Below are 16,806 nucleotides of genomic sequence, written 5' to 3'. Positions count from 1 at the left end.
CTTCAAGCGGGCCTTTTTTTATCAAAAATCAAAAATCAAAAATAAACCAAAGCGCCTACCAAGCAAAACGCATCCAAGCTCAATGCGCTCCCAAAACCAACGTGCGCCCAAGTGACAAGGTGAGCCGGAGCGAGTGCGTGAGACCTATCTCGTGAATGTAGAGTGCTCGCGCAGAACCTCTCAATAAGGCCCTACCACGTGGCAGATGTAAGAAAAGCCTCCTTTTCCCATCGACGAATAGCGAAAAATTTTATCCCGATATCGTGATTACAAGAAATATTGTCGCAACTTTGGAAACTGATAAAAGCGCAGTGAAACAACTTCTATGGAGACGATAATGAAGCTCTTTTATAAAACCGGTGCATGTTCTTTGGCTGCGCATATCGTTCTTAACGAAGCGCACTTTACCTATGATCTGGAAGCGGTTGATCTGAAAGCGAAGACGACAGCTAGTGGTGCTGATTATCTGAAGATCAATCCGCGGGGCGCTGTGCCGGCTATAGAAGTTGAACCTGGTGTTGTGATCACGCAGAACGCGGCGGTTCTTCAGTATATTGGTGACCATTCTGATGTGGCTGCTTTCAAGCCACCCTATGGCACAATTGAACGTGCACGTTTGCAGGAAGCCCTCGGCTTCTGTGGCGATCTGCACGTCGCGTTTGGCGGCCTGTTTGCGCCTAACCCGACGGATGAAGCCAAGGCTTCGGTAATCGCTTCGATTAACCGTCGTATGGGGCAACTTGAGGCCATGCTTGACGAGGACCAGGCTTACTGGATTGGAGCCGATTTCACGCAGGCAGATGCCTATGCGTCCGTCATTGTTGGATGGGGGCTGGCTTTGAAAGTGGATCTTACCGCATATCCAAAAGCTCTGGCCTTACGTGAACGGGTGATGTCGCGTCCAGCAGCTCAGAAAGCGCTTAAAGACGAAGGTCTTATCTAAATTTGTAAGCCGAAGGCAAAAAAATGCCTTCGGCTTTTTTTATTCTCGATTGATCATCGCCGTGCTGCAGTCGACATAATCAGAGCGGAACATTCGAGCTCTGTTCTAGCTATTCTCCGGCACGTGCGGCGAATTTGGTGTCATCGCGTTGGATGATGGTGCCGCTTCTGCTGTTTGAGAAGTGACCGCAGCTGAACCTTCCAACTCGAATTTATCGACATGCATTGACTGGTTTTTACGCCAGCCCCCGTGAAGATAGAGCGCTCCAGCCATAAGCATGGTGGATAGCATGGCAACCGGGAAACTGAGCCAAAGCGCATCCGGGCCCAGCCAGTCTCGCATACCCACAGCAACACCCAGACGAACCGGATACATCGATACAAAAAGAATGATAAGCGGCCAGATAACCTGACCGTTTGCACGGACTGTTCCAAAGAGAACCATGGAAACACCAAACGCAATAAAGCCCCACGTGGCGATCTTGCCGATATGCTGGCCGATTGGAATGGCGGGGCTTTCGTTACCTAAGAAGATCTGCATGGCCTGTCTGTCTGCAAGGAGCAGAACAATGACGAGAATGCCGGTCATCAGGATAGCATAGAATACGCCGATCCGGGTGATGCTGTTGACGCGGTCCCACTTGCCTGCACCGATATTCTGCGCTGCCATGGCGCTGACGGCGGCACCCAATGCCATCGCTGGCATCTGCACATAGGTCCATAATTGTTGCGTCGCGCCAAAGGCTGCGGTCGTATTCACACCTTCCTGATTGACCAATCGCATCATGGTCAGCATGGCGCTGGATACCACGATCATCTGAATGCCCATTGGAAGCCCTTTACTGAAGATCAGTTTCAGCACTTTGGGATCAGGAACGAGAAGCCACAGCTCCTCGCCTTTGAGCCGCAGAGGCAGGTCTTTGCGATAGACGTAAATCAGCATAGCGGCGAGACTGATGTAATTTGCAATGGCGGTGGCCAAAGCGGAGCCGGATATGCCGAGAGCGGGTATTGGTCCAATGCCCAGAATGAGCAGCGGATTAAGCACGATATCAAGGATGACGGCCAGTCCCATGAATATGAGAGGCGTTATGGAATCACCGCTGCCGCGAAGTGCCATCATCAGGATGGTCTGCATGAGTATGGCAGGCATGGCGACAAACGTTACCTGAAGGAATGCACGCGCAAGTGGCTCGATGGTTTCCGGCGTCCCCAGAAGCCCCAATACGGATGGTGCCAAAAACCAGCCGACGATGGCGACGATGATGCTGACCGGAATGAATGCTCCGAGCGTTGTGCCCGTGATAGCGCGTGCTGTTTCTATATCGCGGCGCCCGAATGATTGACCAATGAGAATTGTGGACGCCATACCGAAACCAAAGACAAATGCCGTTAGCAAGAACATGACAAGATTGCCGTTGGTGGTCGCGGCAAGTGCATCTGTCCCGATCAGGTGTCCGATCCAGATTGTGTCAATGGAGCCATTAGCGGATTGCAGAATGGAAGCTCCGAGTGTGGGCAGGGCGAATAGCAACAGCGCTTGATTAATCGGCGCGGTTGTCAGGTCAACGGTGTTCTTCATCCGGCCTCAATCTGGTTCGCCTGTGTTGCAAATCATCGAAGTTCGATAATCGAATGTGGACGATAATGCTGCCAAGTCTCCAACAATTCAAATCGCTATCTTGAACAATCATGCCGAATTAGTATCAAAGATAACAAAAACAATGTTTTGGCTTTAAAAGCGGCGTTTGACTGCTATCTTGAACCTGAATCAGGCGGAGCCTCGTTTATCACGCACTGCTTCGCTCACAAGAATATCGATTTTGGAACGGTTTGATATGATCTCTCGTCTTCTCGTTGCTGGCATGACATTGGCGTTTGCAACCTCTGCGAATGCTCAAGCACATACAGCCCAATCAGCTCAGCTTGATAAGTTCATCACTGTTTCACAGGTTAGCGGCATTGAGATCGTGCGCCTTGCAGAGCTGCCGAAAGCTCCGAAAAAGAGCGAAGAGACAGTATCCTGCGATAACTGGACCAGCAAAACGCCAGGTAGCGAGGCGCGGGCGGTTGAACAGCACGGCTGGACTGTGACAGGCGAGGCGAAACTCGGCTCGCTGCAGGTCGTCAGTTTCGTTGCCGATACGGAGGAAGGCACGAGCGGATCATGCCTGCTGAAAGACGGCAATATTGCGTTTTATGAAGGCGGAAAGCTTATTGCGCTCGCTTACGCATCTAAAAAGACCACGTTGAGCCTTGGACGGGTTGAAGCGCGTGGAGATGTTCTGCGCTTTTGGGATGGCGAGCTGGTGCGGCAACCGGTCGCCGACGTGAAGCTTGTTGGAGGGAAAGGTATCGTTATTACCGCATTGCCCAACGAGGAGAAATTTTGCTCGGGGCAGGTAACGGTCCCCAATGTCTATAATGTACCGATCATTCTGGCGCGGATGATGCTCAAGGAACACGGCTGGCAGCCGGAGCAGAGCAAAGAGGAGCTCGATAGCGCATCGAAAAGCCTGGTAGATATGGGAATCACCGAGGTTGATGGCTGTGCCGGGACAGGTTTTGGTTTCTGCGGCTTTGCGTACAAGAATGCAGGCAACAGCCTCTCCGTCGCAACGGTAGGGGATTCACCTGATACACCGTCTGTCATATCCTATGACGTGAAGTGCTCGAATTGAGGTCTATCCGAAAAGAGTGAAACGGCTTTCGGATAAGATGCAGGGTTAAACGGTTATGAGAACACCGACGCTATTGAATTGCTTCGGTGTTCTCATATGTTAAGCCGTTATAATCTTTGCTTTAACGAATACGTCGTAGCGGGTGCTTTTACCCAGTATTTGATGAGAAGGCTTGCGTAGCCCCACCATAGGTTCCGCGCGCAATGGCCATTTCAGAACAACCCGGTTCTGTGCATATTCGAGTGCGACTTGCATAAGTTTTTCGGAATCAGGGTCGCTGCCGACAATCTCGCGGATCTGGCGCATTTCTTTTTTGACCAGTGCCGAGTTTCCGCGTGGCGGATGCATGGGATCGACCAGCACCACTTGTGGCTTGAGTTCCGGGAGTAACAGGCAGGAATCGCCTTGCAGCAAGGTCATACGCGCTACGGTTTCGGCATATAGTCCACCTTCAGACGCCGCGCGTGCCAATCCTTCAGCAAGCAGATCGTGCATCTTCTGCGAGCGCTCGATGAGTGTTACCTTCGCGCCGAGGGCAGCGAGCAGAAAGGCGTCCCGCCCAAGTCCTGCTGTGGCATCGACGATATCTGGCGTGACACCACCAGTCAGTCCCGCAGCCTTGGCGAGTGCCTGCCCCCGGCCTTCACCGGAGCGGAACCTATGGCCGACAGCACCACCAACAAAATCAACGATAAGTTCTGATGCTTCTGCTTTTTGCGACATGGAGGCTCTCAGAATGGGCAGGGGACAACGAATTTGACATCGCGGCCATTCGGATGAAGGAAAGCGACTTCTTCTGCATGCAACAGCAAGCGGTCGGACGCTGCGAGAGCAGCATCTTCGGCATAGAATTCATCACCAAGAATCACATGGCCTATTGCTTTCAGGTGAACGCGTAGCTGATGGGTTCGCCCGGTCAATGGAGACAGGCGGAGGCGGGTCGTATTGTCGCCACGTGCAAGAACCGTCCAGCGCGTTTGAGCTGGCTTGCCGTTTTCATGGTCCACACGATGGCGTGGTTTGTTGTCCGGATCGATTGCCAAGGGCAGATCAATCAGGCCTTCATCAGCACCCACATGCCCCCAGACTTCTGCCACGTAAGACTTTTTCGTCGTGCGTGCTTCAAATTGTGAGGCAATAGCAGCATGGGCTTTGCGATTGAGCGACATCAGCACAAGACCGGAGGTATCCTTATCCAGGCGGTTGATCATCAAGGCATTTGGAAATTCTTTTTGAACGCGCGTAGCAAGACTATCCGACAAGGCAGGATGACGCCCCGGCACGGACAATAACCCGCTCGGCTTATCCAGCACCAGAATGTCCGTATCACGATGAATGATCGAAACATATGGTTCCAGCGGCGGATTATAAATGGGAAACTCGGACGACAACACACTCATATCGGTCATCTAGCATGGTTTGGTTCTATACGAGAAGTGCGCAGAGGGCGAAGTTGCGGTGTCGTTGAGCGTGACGTGTATATAGGTTACTTTAATGAGAGATATCTCAATAAGCACATCCTTTTGGATCTGATAGTGTGACTGTCATTGTTGCTGCAACAGTAGAGAATATGAATGTCCATCAAGGATGACGCCGTGCTGAGCCAGTTGAAAGAAGAACTGGAACGTCTGCGGCTCGAATTAAAAGACAAAGAAGAGCTGATCAGTGAGCAGACGCAGGCGCTGTCTCACGTCAAAAAAATATACGGTCAATCTTCTATTGTCGCTCAGATCGGCATTTGGGAGTGCACACTGCCCGAGGAAGAGTTAACCTGGTCGGACTATGTGTACGATATTTTCGAGCTTCCACGAGGCGCATCGCTCAATCGTGCTGATACACTGGCTTGTTATACGGAAAGTTCGCGGCAGGAACTGCAAAAGCGTCGATCGGGTGCGATCGAAGGGCGCAGCGGCTTCACCCTGGAAGCAGAAATAACGACATTTCGCGGCAACAAACGTTGGATACGGATCACAGCTTCTATCGAATGCCAGGACAATATACCGGTCCGGATTTTCGGTATGAAGCAGGATATCACAGATCAGAAGGCGTTGTTTGACCGGATAATGTATCTCGCAGAATATGATCAAATGACTGGTTTGGCCAATAAAAGCCAATTCCATTTAAAACTCGCTTCGGCGTTTGAACGTGCCAGCATTGACAGTAAATCTGGATTTCTTCTGTTAATTGATCTGGATGGGTTCAAAAATATAAACGACGAGTTCGGGCATCTTGCCGGTGATAATTGTATTCGAGAGATCGGGGATCGTCTCAATAAGATAAAGAATACCGACAATAGCATTTTCAGAATAGGTGGAGATGAATTTGCGGTTATTACGTCAGATTTTTACAATAAGGGGCAAGCAGAAAAACTCGCACAAATCGTAATTGACCGTCTCTGTGAACCTGTTCCTTTCGACGATGGTGATTTAAAGCTTGGAGCGTCTGTGGGAATAGCACAAATATCAGGTGATTCCGCATCAAGTGTTTTTATCAATGCAGATGCTGCGCTCTATTCTGCCAAGGCTGCCGGAAAGACGACATTTCGTTTCTATCAGCCGCGTGTTGAAGAGCGCCAATCTCTAAGTGAATTTTGATCAGAGCCGGTTTTTCGCTTTAAATTGTTGCGCACTGTCTTAGCTTATAAGGGGGCATGCTTAGAAACGTCTTATATTGCTTCAACGAGGGAGATAGCGGATGTCACACTTGAACGTAGCTGTTCTGATTGGAAGCTTGAGAAAAGGCTCCTTTAATCGCAAGGTGGCTATGGGGCTTGATGCCATAACGCCGAGCGGCATGACTTTGACGACTGTCGAGATCGGCGACCTGCCGCTCTATAATCCAGACCTGGACACGGATGCGCCTCCCGCAGCATGGACACGGTTTCGATCAGAGATGAACAAGGCTAATGCCGTCCTGTTCGTGACACCAGAATATAACCGATCTGTACCGGCTGCTTTGAAGAACGCGCTTGATGTGGGCTCGCGCCCATATGGACAAAGCGTTTGGGGCGGAAAACCTGCTGCGATCATCAGTGGCTCACCGGGAAATATTTCAGCTTTTGGTGCCAATCATCATTTGCGGCAATCGCTGGTATTTCTCGACATGCCAGCCCTGCAACAGCCAGAAGCGTATCTTGCTCACGTTGATAAACTGGTCGATGACAGCGGCAAGCTGGTACCTGACACGGCGAAGTTCCTTGGTGATTTTCTTGAGGCGTTTGATCGGTTTGCTCAAAAGAACCTTTGAGGCTTCGATAGAGGGTTTTTGTCTGTGTAAGCGCGGCCTGAAGTATAGGTCTTCTATAGGCCGCGCAGCCTAAATACTATTTGCAGATCATCATGTTCAATAAGAAGATGGTGGGATTAAAACTTGCGGTGGCGTTTCCCTCACGTCGCATTTCAAGGGTATTCCGCATCTGCGGACGTGCCAGCATCCTCTGGATTTGCGCCTGTTGACAGTGTTTACGTGCGGCCCTAATTTATATTCAAGAATTCTTAAATACATATTTTAGTTTTCATGGTGATATGATGATTACACGCCGCCAAATCTGGCTGGGCGCCACTGCAGCCGCTGTTGGTATGTCGATGCAGTCACGATCGGGTAAGGCTGCTGGTTCGTCGGCTCGTGCTGCCGGGTTTTGGTATCCGGAAGAAACAGAACCACATGAGCGCACCTTCATGCAATGGCCGGTGAATCCCGCTGTGCATGACGATCCTGATTTTCTTTATGATATTCAGACAACTATAGCGAAAATCGCCAACACAATCGCGAAATTTGAACCAGTTGTAATGCTAGCGGCGGCACAGCACCATCGTGCAGTCCGCAAACTGGTTTCCGGTAAAGTGGAATTATGGGACATTCCGACCGACGATTTGTGGTGTCGCGATTCCGGCCCATCCTTTGTTGTCAATGGCAAGGGAGGTCTGGCTGTCACACAGTTCAACTTCAACGGATGGGGTAACAAGCAGACCCACGGCGCAGATGGCCAGATTGCTGCGCGGGTAGCCGAACGGTTGGGGTTGCAGGTTTTCAACGCAGGTTTGGTGGGGGAAGCGGGAGGCGTTGAAACAGATGGACACGGCACGCTGATAGCTCACGAAAGCAGCTTCATCAATGCCAACCGCAACCGGGGCAACAAAGCCGAAATTGAGCAGATGTTGCTGGACACGATGGGTGCGAGAAAGATGCTCTGGGCACCCGGAATTATCGGTGCTGATATCACCGATTACCATATCGATGCGCTTGCCCGTTTTGTTAAGCCGGGCCAGCTGCTAATCCAGATGGGAGATAAGATCGACGCAGACGACCCTTGGTCAGTTGCTGCTTTCGAAACGTATGACATTCTGGCCGCAGCCACCGATGCTGACGGAAAAAAGCTGGAAATAGTCATTTTGCCGGAGCCTTATGACATCCGCGCGAGCAGCCGGGATTTTGTGTCCTCCTATGTCAATTACTATGTTTGTAATGGCGCGGTGATTGCTGCTGAGTTTGGGGATCGTGAAGCCGATGAACGCGCGGTGGCCATTCTTGGAAAATTGTATCCCGACCGCGAGATTGTTACATTAAATGTCGACCCGTTGGGCGAGGTTGGTGGTGGCATTCATTGTGCAACCCATGAGCAACCCAAGGCCTGATCATGTGGAACTGGCTGCGACGCAATACTGAGCCCCTGACCGCGTTGGGCGGAATAGCTACGGCCTTTGCCGCGCTTTCCGCACTGGTCATTATTCCGTATCAGATCAGCCAGACTGATCTGATTCAGCGTGATCAGACCGCGCGCGAGATATATCGGGAATTTCTGAATCTGACGGTGCAAAAACCAGAGCTGGCGCAGGCCGATTATTGTTCGCTAAAAGACACAGCGCAGATCACTGGCTATGGGGCTTATGTGGAATATCTACTTTATACCGCTGAGCAGATGATCGAAACCTCGCCGGACTGGCGTGCGCCGATGGCGAGCTATCTGGGAGAACACATGGAATATCTATGTGATCCGGAGAGGCTGGGTACGCGTGATGGAGTGGCCGATCTTCTGGCACAGGCAGGACTGGTCTGTAAGCCCCAGAATACCTGTATGGAAAGCAGGCATCCTTGAAGAGCAGGGGACGGGCCGTGAATGTGATTTTGACTGACGGATGACTTTAAAGACGGAAGCTTGTTGTGCTCACTTGTAGACGGAAAACATAACCAGTGCATTATTTTCAATAAAGAAAATGGCGGAGAGGGTGGGATTCGAACCCACGGTGGAGTTACCCCCACGCCGCATTTCGAGTGCGGTACTTTCGACCACTCAGCCACCTCTCCGCGTTGTGCACTACGGTAAAACGATCTATGAAAATCGCGCCGTTGGAAAGCATCTAAAGCGAATGCTAAGTGTGTAGCGGCTCAATAACGGGCCAAACACAATTAGACAAGACCTAATTTGCATTCAGGGACGAAAATTCTTGACTTTTCCGCTGCCTCATATCTATAAGCACCAGACTTTATGTGTGGGGTAGTCCGCTCATATTGTTTTGATTGGAGATTTCCGGTTTTCCGGGCTCTGATCGGAAGGCTGAAAAGCCTTCAAAATCAATCGACTGATAAAAAGACGGCCCGTGCCCAAGGCGCTTGCGTTGCAGGGTATGAGAGCTGGACCGAACGACCCGAAAGGAAAACAAATGTTCGCAGTCATTAAGACTGGTGGCAAGCAGTACCGCGTTGCCGCAAACGACCTGATCAAGGTTGAAAAGGTTGCTGGCGAAGCTGGCGACATCGTAGAATTTGTAGAAGTACTGATGGTCGGCACGACCGTTGGCGCGCCAGTTGTTGAAGGCGCTCTGGTAACGGCTGAAGTCGTTGAGCAGGGTCGCGCTCGCAAGGTTATCGCGTTCAAGAAGCGTCGTCGTCAGAACTCCAAGCGTACTCGCGGTCATCGTCAGGAACTGACGACTATCCGTATCTCGGAGATCCTCACCGATGGTGCGAAGCCTTCCAAGAAGGCAGAAGCCAAGAAGGCAGCTCCGAAGGCAGACGCCGCTGAAGGCGAAGCCGCAAAGCCAAAGAAGGCAGCGCCTAAGAAGGCTGCAGCCAAGGCTGAGTCGGCTGAGTAAGTAGAAGAGATTAAAGGAGAAATCCAATGGCACACAAAAAAGCTGGTGGTTCGTCGCGTAACGGTCGCGATTCAGAGTCGAAGCGCCTTGGCGTGAAGAAGTTTGGTGGCGAAGCTGTGCTCGCTGGCAACATTATCGTGCGTCAGCGCGGCACCAAGTGGCATCCGGGCGCCAATGTAGGCATCGGCAAGGATCACACCTTGTTTGCGCTTACCCAGGGTTCGGTGTCTTTCCGCGCGAAAGCCAACGGCCGCACCTACGTGTCGGTCAATCCGATCGCGGAAGCAGCAGAGTAAGCCGGACCTCTATAAAGTACCGGCGTCCCATGGACCCGGTACATATGGCGACCTGCCAGAAGATCGAAGGGAAGATGGGACAACCATCTTCCCTTTTTTTCATCTGGAGGACAGAACAATGGTCGTCGAAGTTTTAGAAGAAGATTATTACGAGAGCTGTAGTGAGCGGGAGGACAGCTATGCTGATCTCTCGCCTGGTTTAGATTGCCCCGTCCTCGTGACTGACAGGCTGGTGCTTCGCCCGCCACACACAGAAGACGTGGATGCAATTTCCTATCTTGCCAATAACAACCGCGTCTCCGCCATGCTCGCCCGTATGCCTCATCCATACACCCGCGAAAATGCAGTCGATTTTGTCGAGCGCGTGCGAAAAGGCGAGATGGGCAATTGCATTTATGCAATCACCCAAGCTGAAACCGGCATATTTATGGGCTGTTGTGGTATTCACGCGCATAAACATGGCGAGGGGCTGGAGATCGGTTACTGGCTGGGCGAGCCCTATTGGGGGCATGGTTTTGCCACTGAAGCCGCGCATGTTCTGATTGATTTGGCCTTCCGGGCCACCCCTATCGAGCGGCTGCATGTTTCATGCCGTGTCAGCAATGACGGTTCAAGGCGGGTGATCCATAAATGCGGCTTCCAGTTCAGCGGAATGGGCATGTCGGATTCACTTGCCGTTGGAAATGTACCTGTCGAGCGTTACGTTCTTGACCGTCGGACATGGATCGGCCTGAGAAGCTGGCAGTCTTAACTATAAAGCACCATTATAAGAACTGGCCCTGTGCGCAATCACAGGGCCAATAATAATCGGGGAATGAAATGATTGATATTCACGCGGTAAGCCGCGACCGGATCACCTTACGTGCACTCGACAAGGGCGATCTGCATCGCTTCCGGGCTGTTCGGCTTTCGGCACTCCAGCTTGCGCCGCAGGCATTCGGATCGAGTTTTGATGAAGAAAATGCCTATTCCGACAGCGTGTTCGCGCGTCGTCTGGAACAGGTCAATGGCAATGTGATTTTTGGTGCCTTCGATGGCGAGAACCTGATGGGCATTGCCGGTCTCTCCCGACATGAGCGCAAGTCGGAGCGGCATCGCGGGACACTTGTAAGCGTCTATGTTGCTCCGGAAGCACGCGGACTGGCTCTCGGCAAGGCACTTGTTGAACGGATCATTGAACATGCAGCGCAGCATGTCGTGATACTGGATGCGAAAGTCGTGGCCACCAATGAGCCTGCGAAGCGCATCTATTATGGCCTTGGCTTCAAATCCTATGGCGTGGAGCCGAAGTCGCTTTTCGTGCAGGGGCAGTATCTGGATCAGGAACTGCTCTATATCGACTTCAGCGATCCGGCGCGGAAACTGAGTTTAGGCTGAAAACCTATGTCGTCGAGTGGATTGAATTTGACATTTGTTCTTTGCCCGCAGTGGAGTGATGCAAATGTCGGAATCAGACCACTAGCTGTTTGCAGGACAATGGTTTTGCTGTAATTGCAAATCGGATTGCACGAGATTGCGTGCAGTCCCAAGTTTAAGACGCACTACGATACAAGTTTCGAAGGCGTCGTAAGAGGTAAGGTTCAATGAAATTTCTCGATCAGGCCAAGATTTACATTCGCTCCGGCGCGGGCGGTGCAGGTGCTGTTTCGTTCCGCCGCGAGAAATTTCTTGAATTTGGCGGTCCTGACGGTGGTGACGGTGGTCGCGGTGGTGATGTCTGGGTTGAGGCCGTTGATGGTCTTAATACGCTGATCGATTATCGCTACCAGCAGCACTTCAAGGCCAAGACAGGCATGCATGGCATGGGCCGCAACATGACTGGCGGTAAGGGCGATGATGTTGTGCTCAGGGTGCCGGTTGGTACGCAGATTTTTGAAGAAGATAATGAAACGCTGCTTTGCGACATTACGCAACTTGGTCAGCGTTATCGTCTCGCCAAGGGCGGCAATGGCGGCTTTGGCAATCTGCATTTCACCACGTCTACAAACCGTGCGCCGCGCCGTGCAAATCCCGGTCTGGATGGCATTGAGCGCACGATCTGGCTGCGTCTGAAGTTGATTGCCGATGCGGGTCTGGTCGGATTGCCCAATGCTGGCAAGTCCACCTTCCTCGCAAGTGTGACAGCGGCCAAGCCAAAGATTGCTGATTATCCTTTTACCACGCTGCATCCCAATCTTGGTGTTTCGCGGGTTGATGGCCGTGAATTTGTGATTGCCGACATTCCTGGCCTCATTGAAGGCGCGAGCGAAGGCGTGGGCCTTGGCGACCGCTTCCTTGGTCATGTCGAGCGCACGCGTGTGCTGTTGCATCTGGTATCGGCGCAGGAAGAAGATGTGGCAAAGGCTTACTCTGTCATTCGTGGCGAGCTTGAAGCTTACGAGCACGGTCTTGCTGATAAGGCGGAAATTGTAGCGCTGTCGCAGATTGATACGCTTGATCCTGATGCGCGCAAGATCAAGATCAAGGCACTGAAAAAGGCCTGTGGGCGCGATCCTCTGCTGCTTTCTGCAGTCAGTCATGAAGGTCTGAACGATACGCTGCGTCAGCTTGCAAGCGTTATTGATAAGAGTCGTGCTGCTGAAGCGGGTACAGCGGAAGCCGACGACTGAGCATAATTGAGTGCGGCGAGGAAATGAAAACATGCTGAAACAACTCAGAGACTATCGCCGCATCGTTATAAAAATCGGTTCCGCCCTTCTGGTGGACCGATCAACGGGTCTCAAGCAGAACTGGCTTGAAACCCTCGGTCAGGACATCGCCAGTCTGTCGCGCGCAGGTGTCGAAGTTCTGGTCGTGTCTTCAGGTGCGATTGCACTTGGCCGCACCGTTCTTGGTCTGCCGAAAAAATCGTTGAAGCTTGAGGAAAGTCAGGCTGCGGCTGCTGCCGGCCAGATTGCGCTCGCCAAGGCTTATGCTGACGTGCTTGGCAGCCATGGCATCAAATCTGGCCAGATTCTGGTAACACTTTCGGACACCGAGGAACGCCGCCGCTATCTCAATGCACGCGCAACCATCGAAACGCTTTTGAAGCTTGGTGCCGTGCCGATCATCAATGAAAATGATACGGTCGCAACAACTGAAATCCGTTATGGTGACAATGACCGTCTGGCTGCACGCGTTGCGACCATGATGGGCGCTGATCTTCTGATCCTCCTTTCGGACATTGACGGGCTTTATACAGCACCTCCCCACAAGGACCCGAACGCGCAGTTTTTGCCGCTCGTTACAACGATTACGCTGCAGATTGAGGCCATGGCGGGTGCGGCTGCATCTGAACTTTCGCGCGGTGGCATGAAGACCAAGCTTGATGCGGGCAAAATTGCCAATGCGGCCGGGACTGCGATGATCATAACATCTGGCACGCGAATGGCGCCACTTTCAGCGATCGATCGCGGCGAACGTGCAACCTTGTTTGAGCCGTCACGTGCGCCGGTTAACGCCTGGAAGACATGGATTTCCGGCAATCTTGAACCTGCAGGTAAACTGCTGGTCGATGCGGGTGCGGCCAGGGCGTTGAAGTCTGGAAAATCACTTTTACCGGCAGGTGTCAAAGAGATTGAAGGCCAGTTCGAGCGCGGTGATACGGTTGCAGTTCTCAATGAAGAAGGCCGTGAAATTGCGCGTGGGCTGATTGCTTACGACGCTGAGGATGCACGCAAAATTGCGGGGCATAAAAGCGATGAGATTAGTGCGATTCTTGGTTATGATGCGCGCGCTGCGATGATCCACCGTAATGATCTGGTGGTGCGCGGTGTGAATGCTGTCGAGACAGAAGAAGCATAAAGGGGGAGCGGATGCTGAACAAAGTGGATGGGGGAGCCGATATTGCAGCTATCATGTCAGAGGTTGGTCGTAAGGCCAAAGCTGCTGCTGCACCACTTGCAATTGCAAGCGCTGAACAAAAGAATAAGGCCTTGCTTGCCGCCGCCGATGCGATCCTCGCCAGCAAAGATGCAATTCTGAGAGCCAATCAAGTTGATCTCACCAATGCTGCAGAGAGCGGCATGGCTGCGTCATTCGTTGACAGGCTGACGCTTGATGACAGCCGCATAGAAGCCATTGCCGATGGTATCCGTGCGATTGCTGCTCTGTCTGATCCTGTCGGTGAAGTGATTGCTGAATGGGACCGTCCAAATGGTTTGCACATCGAGCGCGTCCGTACGCCGCTTGGCGTGATTGGCGTGATTTATGAAAGCCGCCCCAATGTAACGGCCGATGCAGGCGCTCTCTGCCTCAAAGCTGGCAATGCCGTGATCCTGCGCGGCGGATCAGATTCCGCTCACTCTTCTGCTGCTATTCACCAAGCCCTTGTGACTGGCCTTGAAGCCGGTGGCTTGCCTGCCGATTCTATCCAGATCGTACCTGTGACAGACCGTGCCGCGGTTGGTGAAATGCTCAAAGGATTGAACGGTGCAATTGACGTGATTGTACCACGTGGCGGCAAAAGCCTTGTTGCGCGTGTGCAATCAGAAGCACGCGTTCCGGTCTTCGCGCATCTCGAAGGCATTTGCCATCTGTATGTCGATGCTTCTGCTGAACTCGACATGGCGCGCGCTATCGCCGTCAATGCCAAGATGCGCCGCACAGGCATATGCGGCTCCGCAGAAACGCTTCTGGTGGATCGTGCTGTTGCCGCAACGCATCTTGTACCCGTCCTGCAGGATCTGGCTGCCAAGGGGTGCGAAATTCGCGGAAGCGACGAGGTAAAGGCACTTTATCCTGATGCCAGAACCGCGACCGATGAAGACTGGTCGACTGAATATCTTGATGCAATTATTTCCGTGAAGCTGGTCGATGGTATCTCGGGTGCAATCGAGCATATCAATCGCTACTCGTCGCATCATACCGAGGCGATTATTGCAGAGGATGCGGGAGCGGTGGCGCGGTTTTTCAACGAGATCGACTCGGCCATTCTGCTACACAACGCTTCGACCCAGTTTGCTGATGGCGGAGAGTTTGGAATGGGGGCCGAAATTGGCATCGCAACCGGCAAGATGCATGCGCGCGGTCCGGTTGGTGTGGAACAGCTGACCTCTTTCAAATACCGTGTTCGTGGGAACGGGCAGGTCAGAGGCTGATGAAATTCGGCTTCGGGCTTTCCGCACTGAAAGAGCAGTATCCAGATGTCGATGCGCATTATCTGCGCATGCCTTATGTCGAGAAAGGCATGACAGTTGGTCTGTTTGGCGGATCGTTCAATCCTCCGCATGGTGGTCATGCGCTGGTGGCAGAAATTGCGATCCGACGGCTGAAACTTGATCAGCTCTGGTGGATGGTGACACCCGGCAATCCGTTGAAGGATCAGCGTGAACTGGCACCACTCGCGGACCGGCTGAAACTGAGCGAAGGCATTGCGAGTGATCCGCGTATCAAGGTGACTGCATTGGAGGCGGCCTTCAATGTGCGGTATACAGCCGATACGCTAGCGCTCATTCGCAAAGCCAATCCCGGGGTATATTTCGTCTGGGTAATGGGGGCGGACAATCTTGCGTCGTTCCACCGCTGGCAGCGCTGGCGCGAGATTGCGCAGAATTTTCCAATCGCAGTGATTGATCGTCCGGGTTCGACGCTGGCGTACTTATCATCGCGCATGGCACAGACATTTTCCGATAGCCGGCTTGACGAACACTATGCGCCCGTACTTGCGCGCCGCACACCGCCTGCCTGGACATTCATCCACGGGCCGCGCTCTTCGCTTTCTTCAAGCGCGCTCCGTAAACAGAAATCTAAAAAGTGAATGGGCTTAAACAGCCAAGACTCTTGAAAGAATACAGGGACTCTGCCTATCTTAGGGTTGTACGGTGCTTATCACTGCCGTACTGCGTTGTTCTTGTCGGAAAGGAACTACACTGAGAACAGCATTTGAGAAGAAGGCTCACCACGCGCCTTCACCGGTCGGGATGAACGAAACAGCTTTCGTGTCCCAGACCTTCGACGCGGCTTTGGCCAGTCTCGAAAACTCCAAAGCAGAATCCATTATCCCCATCGACATTCGCGGAAGATCTTCGATCGGCGATTACATGATCGTCGCATCTGGTCGTTCGCATCGTCATGTGACGGCTGTCGCTGATCATCTTATGCAAGCTCTACGTGAAATGGGCTGCAAGGATATCCGGGTCGAAGGACTCGAGGGCGGTGATTGGGTTCTCATCGATACAGGCGATATCGTCGTCCATATTTTCCGTCCGGAAATCCGCGACTTCTACAATCTGGAAAAGATCTGGATCAACGACGATATCGAAGATCAGCGCGCATCGGGAACGGTGCACTGATCAAATCGTAAGAGGGCGTTATGCGTGTGAGTGTGATGGCTGTGGGCCGGATGAAAGCCGGCCCCGAGCGAGAGTTGGTTGAGCGCTATTTTGACCGGTTTTCCAAGGCTGGGCCGCCATTGGGGCTCGAATTTTCGGGGGTGAATGAGATACCCGAAAGCCGCGGACAAACGGCTGATCTGCGCAAAACTGAAGAAGCACAGCGCATAAATGAAGCACTGGATAATGGAGCAGCCCTTATCCTGCTCGACGAGCGCGGCAAGGCGCTCGGCTCGGAAGCTTTTGCTGAGCGGATTGGCCGTATGCGTGACGATGGCAAGCGGCAGTTGATTGTTGCCATTGGTGGCCCGGACGGACACGATCCGGCTTTGCGTTCGCGTGCTGATCTGGTTTTGGCGCTGGGCGAACTCACATGGCCACATCAGATCGCCCGCATTTTGATTGCTGAGCAATTATATCGTGCCGCAACAATTCTTGCGGGCCATCCTTACCATCGGTCGTAGTTTCATCATGTTTTTGTTAT

Annotated in this window: 19 protein-coding genes and 1 tRNA gene; 16 read left to right on the top strand and 4 right to left on the bottom strand. The window is 52.5% G+C overall.

Annotation, left to right across the window (positions count from 1 at the left end; translation table 11 throughout):
• Positions 1-337: 337 nt before the first annotated feature.
• Positions 338-943 carry a glutathione binding-like protein gene (locus tag CEV32_RS17090; protein WP_094578310.1) on the top strand — a complete coding sequence of 202 codons (606 nt, stop codon included), beginning with the start codon at positions 338-340 and terminating at the stop codon, positions 941-943.
• A 105-nt stretch (positions 944-1,048) separates the two neighbouring features.
• On the opposite strand, the gene CEV32_RS17085 is transcribed toward CEV32_RS17090, so the two are convergent.
• A complete protein-coding gene (locus CEV32_RS17085; RefSeq protein ID WP_094578309.1) occupies positions 1,049-2,524 on the bottom strand; it encodes an MATE family efflux transporter in 1,476 nt (491 codons plus the stop codon).
• Between the two features lie 256 nt (positions 2,525-2,780).
• Between CEV32_RS17085 and CEV32_RS17080 the strand changes: the two genes are divergently transcribed.
• Positions 2,781-3,623 carry a hypothetical protein gene (locus CEV32_RS17080; RefSeq protein WP_094578308.1) on the top strand — a complete coding sequence of 281 codons (843 nt, stop codon included), beginning with the start codon at positions 2,781-2,783 and terminating at the stop codon, positions 3,621-3,623.
• Between the two features lie 99 nt (positions 3,624-3,722).
• On the opposite strand, the gene CEV32_RS17075 is transcribed toward CEV32_RS17080, so the two are convergent.
• Positions 3,723-4,346 carry a class I SAM-dependent methyltransferase gene (locus CEV32_RS17075; RefSeq protein WP_094578307.1) on the bottom strand — a complete coding sequence of 208 codons (624 nt, stop codon included), beginning with the start codon at positions 4,344-4,346 and terminating at the stop codon, positions 3,723-3,725.
• Between the two features lie 8 nt (positions 4,347-4,354).
• Positions 4,355-5,023 (bottom strand): pseudouridine synthase, encoded by a 669-nt coding sequence (locus CEV32_RS17070; RefSeq protein WP_094578332.1) that lies wholly within the window; start codon positions 5,021-5,023, stop codon positions 4,355-4,357.
• Between the two features lie 174 nt (positions 5,024-5,197).
• Here CEV32_RS17070 and CEV32_RS17065 point away from each other — a divergent pair, with 174 nt between their 5' ends.
• The 4 genes from CEV32_RS17065 to CEV32_RS17050 all read left to right on the top strand — a co-directional run bounded on the left by CEV32_RS17065 (position 5,198) and on the right by CEV32_RS17050 (position 8,718).
• Positions 5,198-6,217 carry a GGDEF domain-containing protein gene (locus CEV32_RS17065; protein ID WP_094578306.1) on the top strand — a complete coding sequence of 340 codons (1,020 nt, stop codon included), beginning with the start codon at positions 5,198-5,200 and terminating at the stop codon, positions 6,215-6,217.
• A 100-nt stretch (positions 6,218-6,317) separates the two neighbouring features.
• Positions 6,318-6,869: an NADPH-dependent FMN reductase gene (locus CEV32_RS17060; RefSeq protein WP_094578305.1), complete on the top strand. Its 552-nt coding sequence runs from the start codon at positions 6,318-6,320 to the stop codon at positions 6,867-6,869.
• A 278-nt stretch (positions 6,870-7,147) separates the two neighbouring features.
• Positions 7,148-8,257, top strand: coding sequence for an agmatine deiminase family protein (locus CEV32_RS17055; protein WP_374883162.1), 1,110 nt, complete (start codon positions 7,148-7,150; stop codon positions 8,255-8,257).
• A gap of 2 nt (positions 8,258-8,259) precedes the next feature.
• The gene (locus tag CEV32_RS17050) at positions 8,260-8,718 is read left to right on the top strand and encodes a hypothetical protein (protein WP_094578304.1); all 459 of its coding nucleotides are present in this window, start codon (positions 8,260-8,262) and stop codon (positions 8,716-8,718) included.
• Between the two features lie 119 nt (positions 8,719-8,837).
• Here the strand turns inward: CEV32_RS17050 and CEV32_RS17045 are convergent.
• A tRNA-Ser gene (locus tag CEV32_RS17045) sits at positions 8,838-8,927 on the bottom strand.
• A gap of 356 nt (positions 8,928-9,283) precedes the next feature.
• On the opposite strand from CEV32_RS17045, the gene rplU reads away from it, so the two are divergent.
• From rplU to rlmH, 10 genes are all read left to right on the top strand, one after another.
• Positions 9,284-9,715, top strand: a complete 432-nt coding sequence (rplU, locus tag CEV32_RS17040) for a 50S ribosomal protein L21 (RefSeq protein WP_094578303.1) — start codon at positions 9,284-9,286, stop codon at positions 9,713-9,715.
• Between the two features lie 26 nt (positions 9,716-9,741).
• Entirely contained in the window at positions 9,742-10,011 is a 270-nt protein-coding gene (gene rpmA, locus CEV32_RS17035) for a 50S ribosomal protein L27 (protein ID WP_094578302.1), read from the top strand.
• A gap of 118 nt (positions 10,012-10,129) precedes the next feature.
• A complete protein-coding gene (locus tag CEV32_RS17030; protein WP_094578301.1) occupies positions 10,130-10,762 on the top strand; it encodes a GNAT family N-acetyltransferase in 633 nt (210 codons plus the stop codon).
• 68 nt (positions 10,763-10,830) lie between these two features.
• Complete coding sequence (locus CEV32_RS17025) at positions 10,831-11,388, top strand: GNAT family N-acetyltransferase (RefSeq protein WP_094578300.1); 558 nt, start codon at positions 10,831-10,833, stop codon at positions 11,386-11,388.
• A 206-nt stretch (positions 11,389-11,594) separates the two neighbouring features.
• Positions 11,595-12,620: a GTPase ObgE gene (obgE, locus tag CEV32_RS17020; protein ID WP_094578299.1), complete on the top strand. Its 1,026-nt coding sequence runs from the start codon at positions 11,595-11,597 to the stop codon at positions 12,618-12,620.
• A 31-nt stretch (positions 12,621-12,651) separates the two neighbouring features.
• Positions 12,652-13,794 (top strand): glutamate 5-kinase, encoded by a 1,143-nt coding sequence (gene proB, locus CEV32_RS17015; protein WP_094578298.1) that lies wholly within the window; start codon positions 12,652-12,654, stop codon positions 13,792-13,794.
• An 11-nt stretch (positions 13,795-13,805) separates the two neighbouring features.
• Positions 13,806-15,089 carry a glutamate-5-semialdehyde dehydrogenase gene (locus tag CEV32_RS17010; RefSeq protein WP_094578297.1) on the top strand — a complete coding sequence of 428 codons (1,284 nt, stop codon included), beginning with the start codon at positions 13,806-13,808 and terminating at the stop codon, positions 15,087-15,089.
• Positions 15,089-15,748 carry a nicotinate-nucleotide adenylyltransferase gene (locus CEV32_RS17005; RefSeq protein WP_094578296.1) on the top strand — a complete coding sequence of 220 codons (660 nt, stop codon included), beginning with the start codon at positions 15,089-15,091 and terminating at the stop codon, positions 15,746-15,748. The genes CEV32_RS17010 and CEV32_RS17005 overlap by 1 nt, the downstream gene beginning before the upstream one ends.
• Before the next feature lie 163 nt (positions 15,749-15,911).
• The gene (gene rsfS / locus CEV32_RS17000) at positions 15,912-16,283 is read left to right on the top strand and encodes a ribosome silencing factor (RefSeq protein ID WP_094578295.1); all 372 of its coding nucleotides are present in this window, start codon (positions 15,912-15,914) and stop codon (positions 16,281-16,283) included.
• A 20-nt stretch (positions 16,284-16,303) separates the two neighbouring features.
• Positions 16,304-16,786: a 23S rRNA (pseudouridine(1915)-N(3))-methyltransferase RlmH gene (rlmH, locus tag CEV32_RS16995; protein ID WP_094578294.1), complete on the top strand. Its 483-nt coding sequence runs from the start codon at positions 16,304-16,306 to the stop codon at positions 16,784-16,786.
• Positions 16,787-16,806: the final 20 nt, after the last annotated feature.

Origin of the sequence: Brucella rhizosphaerae (genome assembly GCF_002252475.1) — a bacterium.
GTDB lineage: Bacteria > Pseudomonadota > Alphaproteobacteria > Rhizobiales > Rhizobiaceae > Brucella > Brucella rhizosphaerae.
This window is presented reverse-complemented; position numbering and strand designations above follow the sequence as displayed.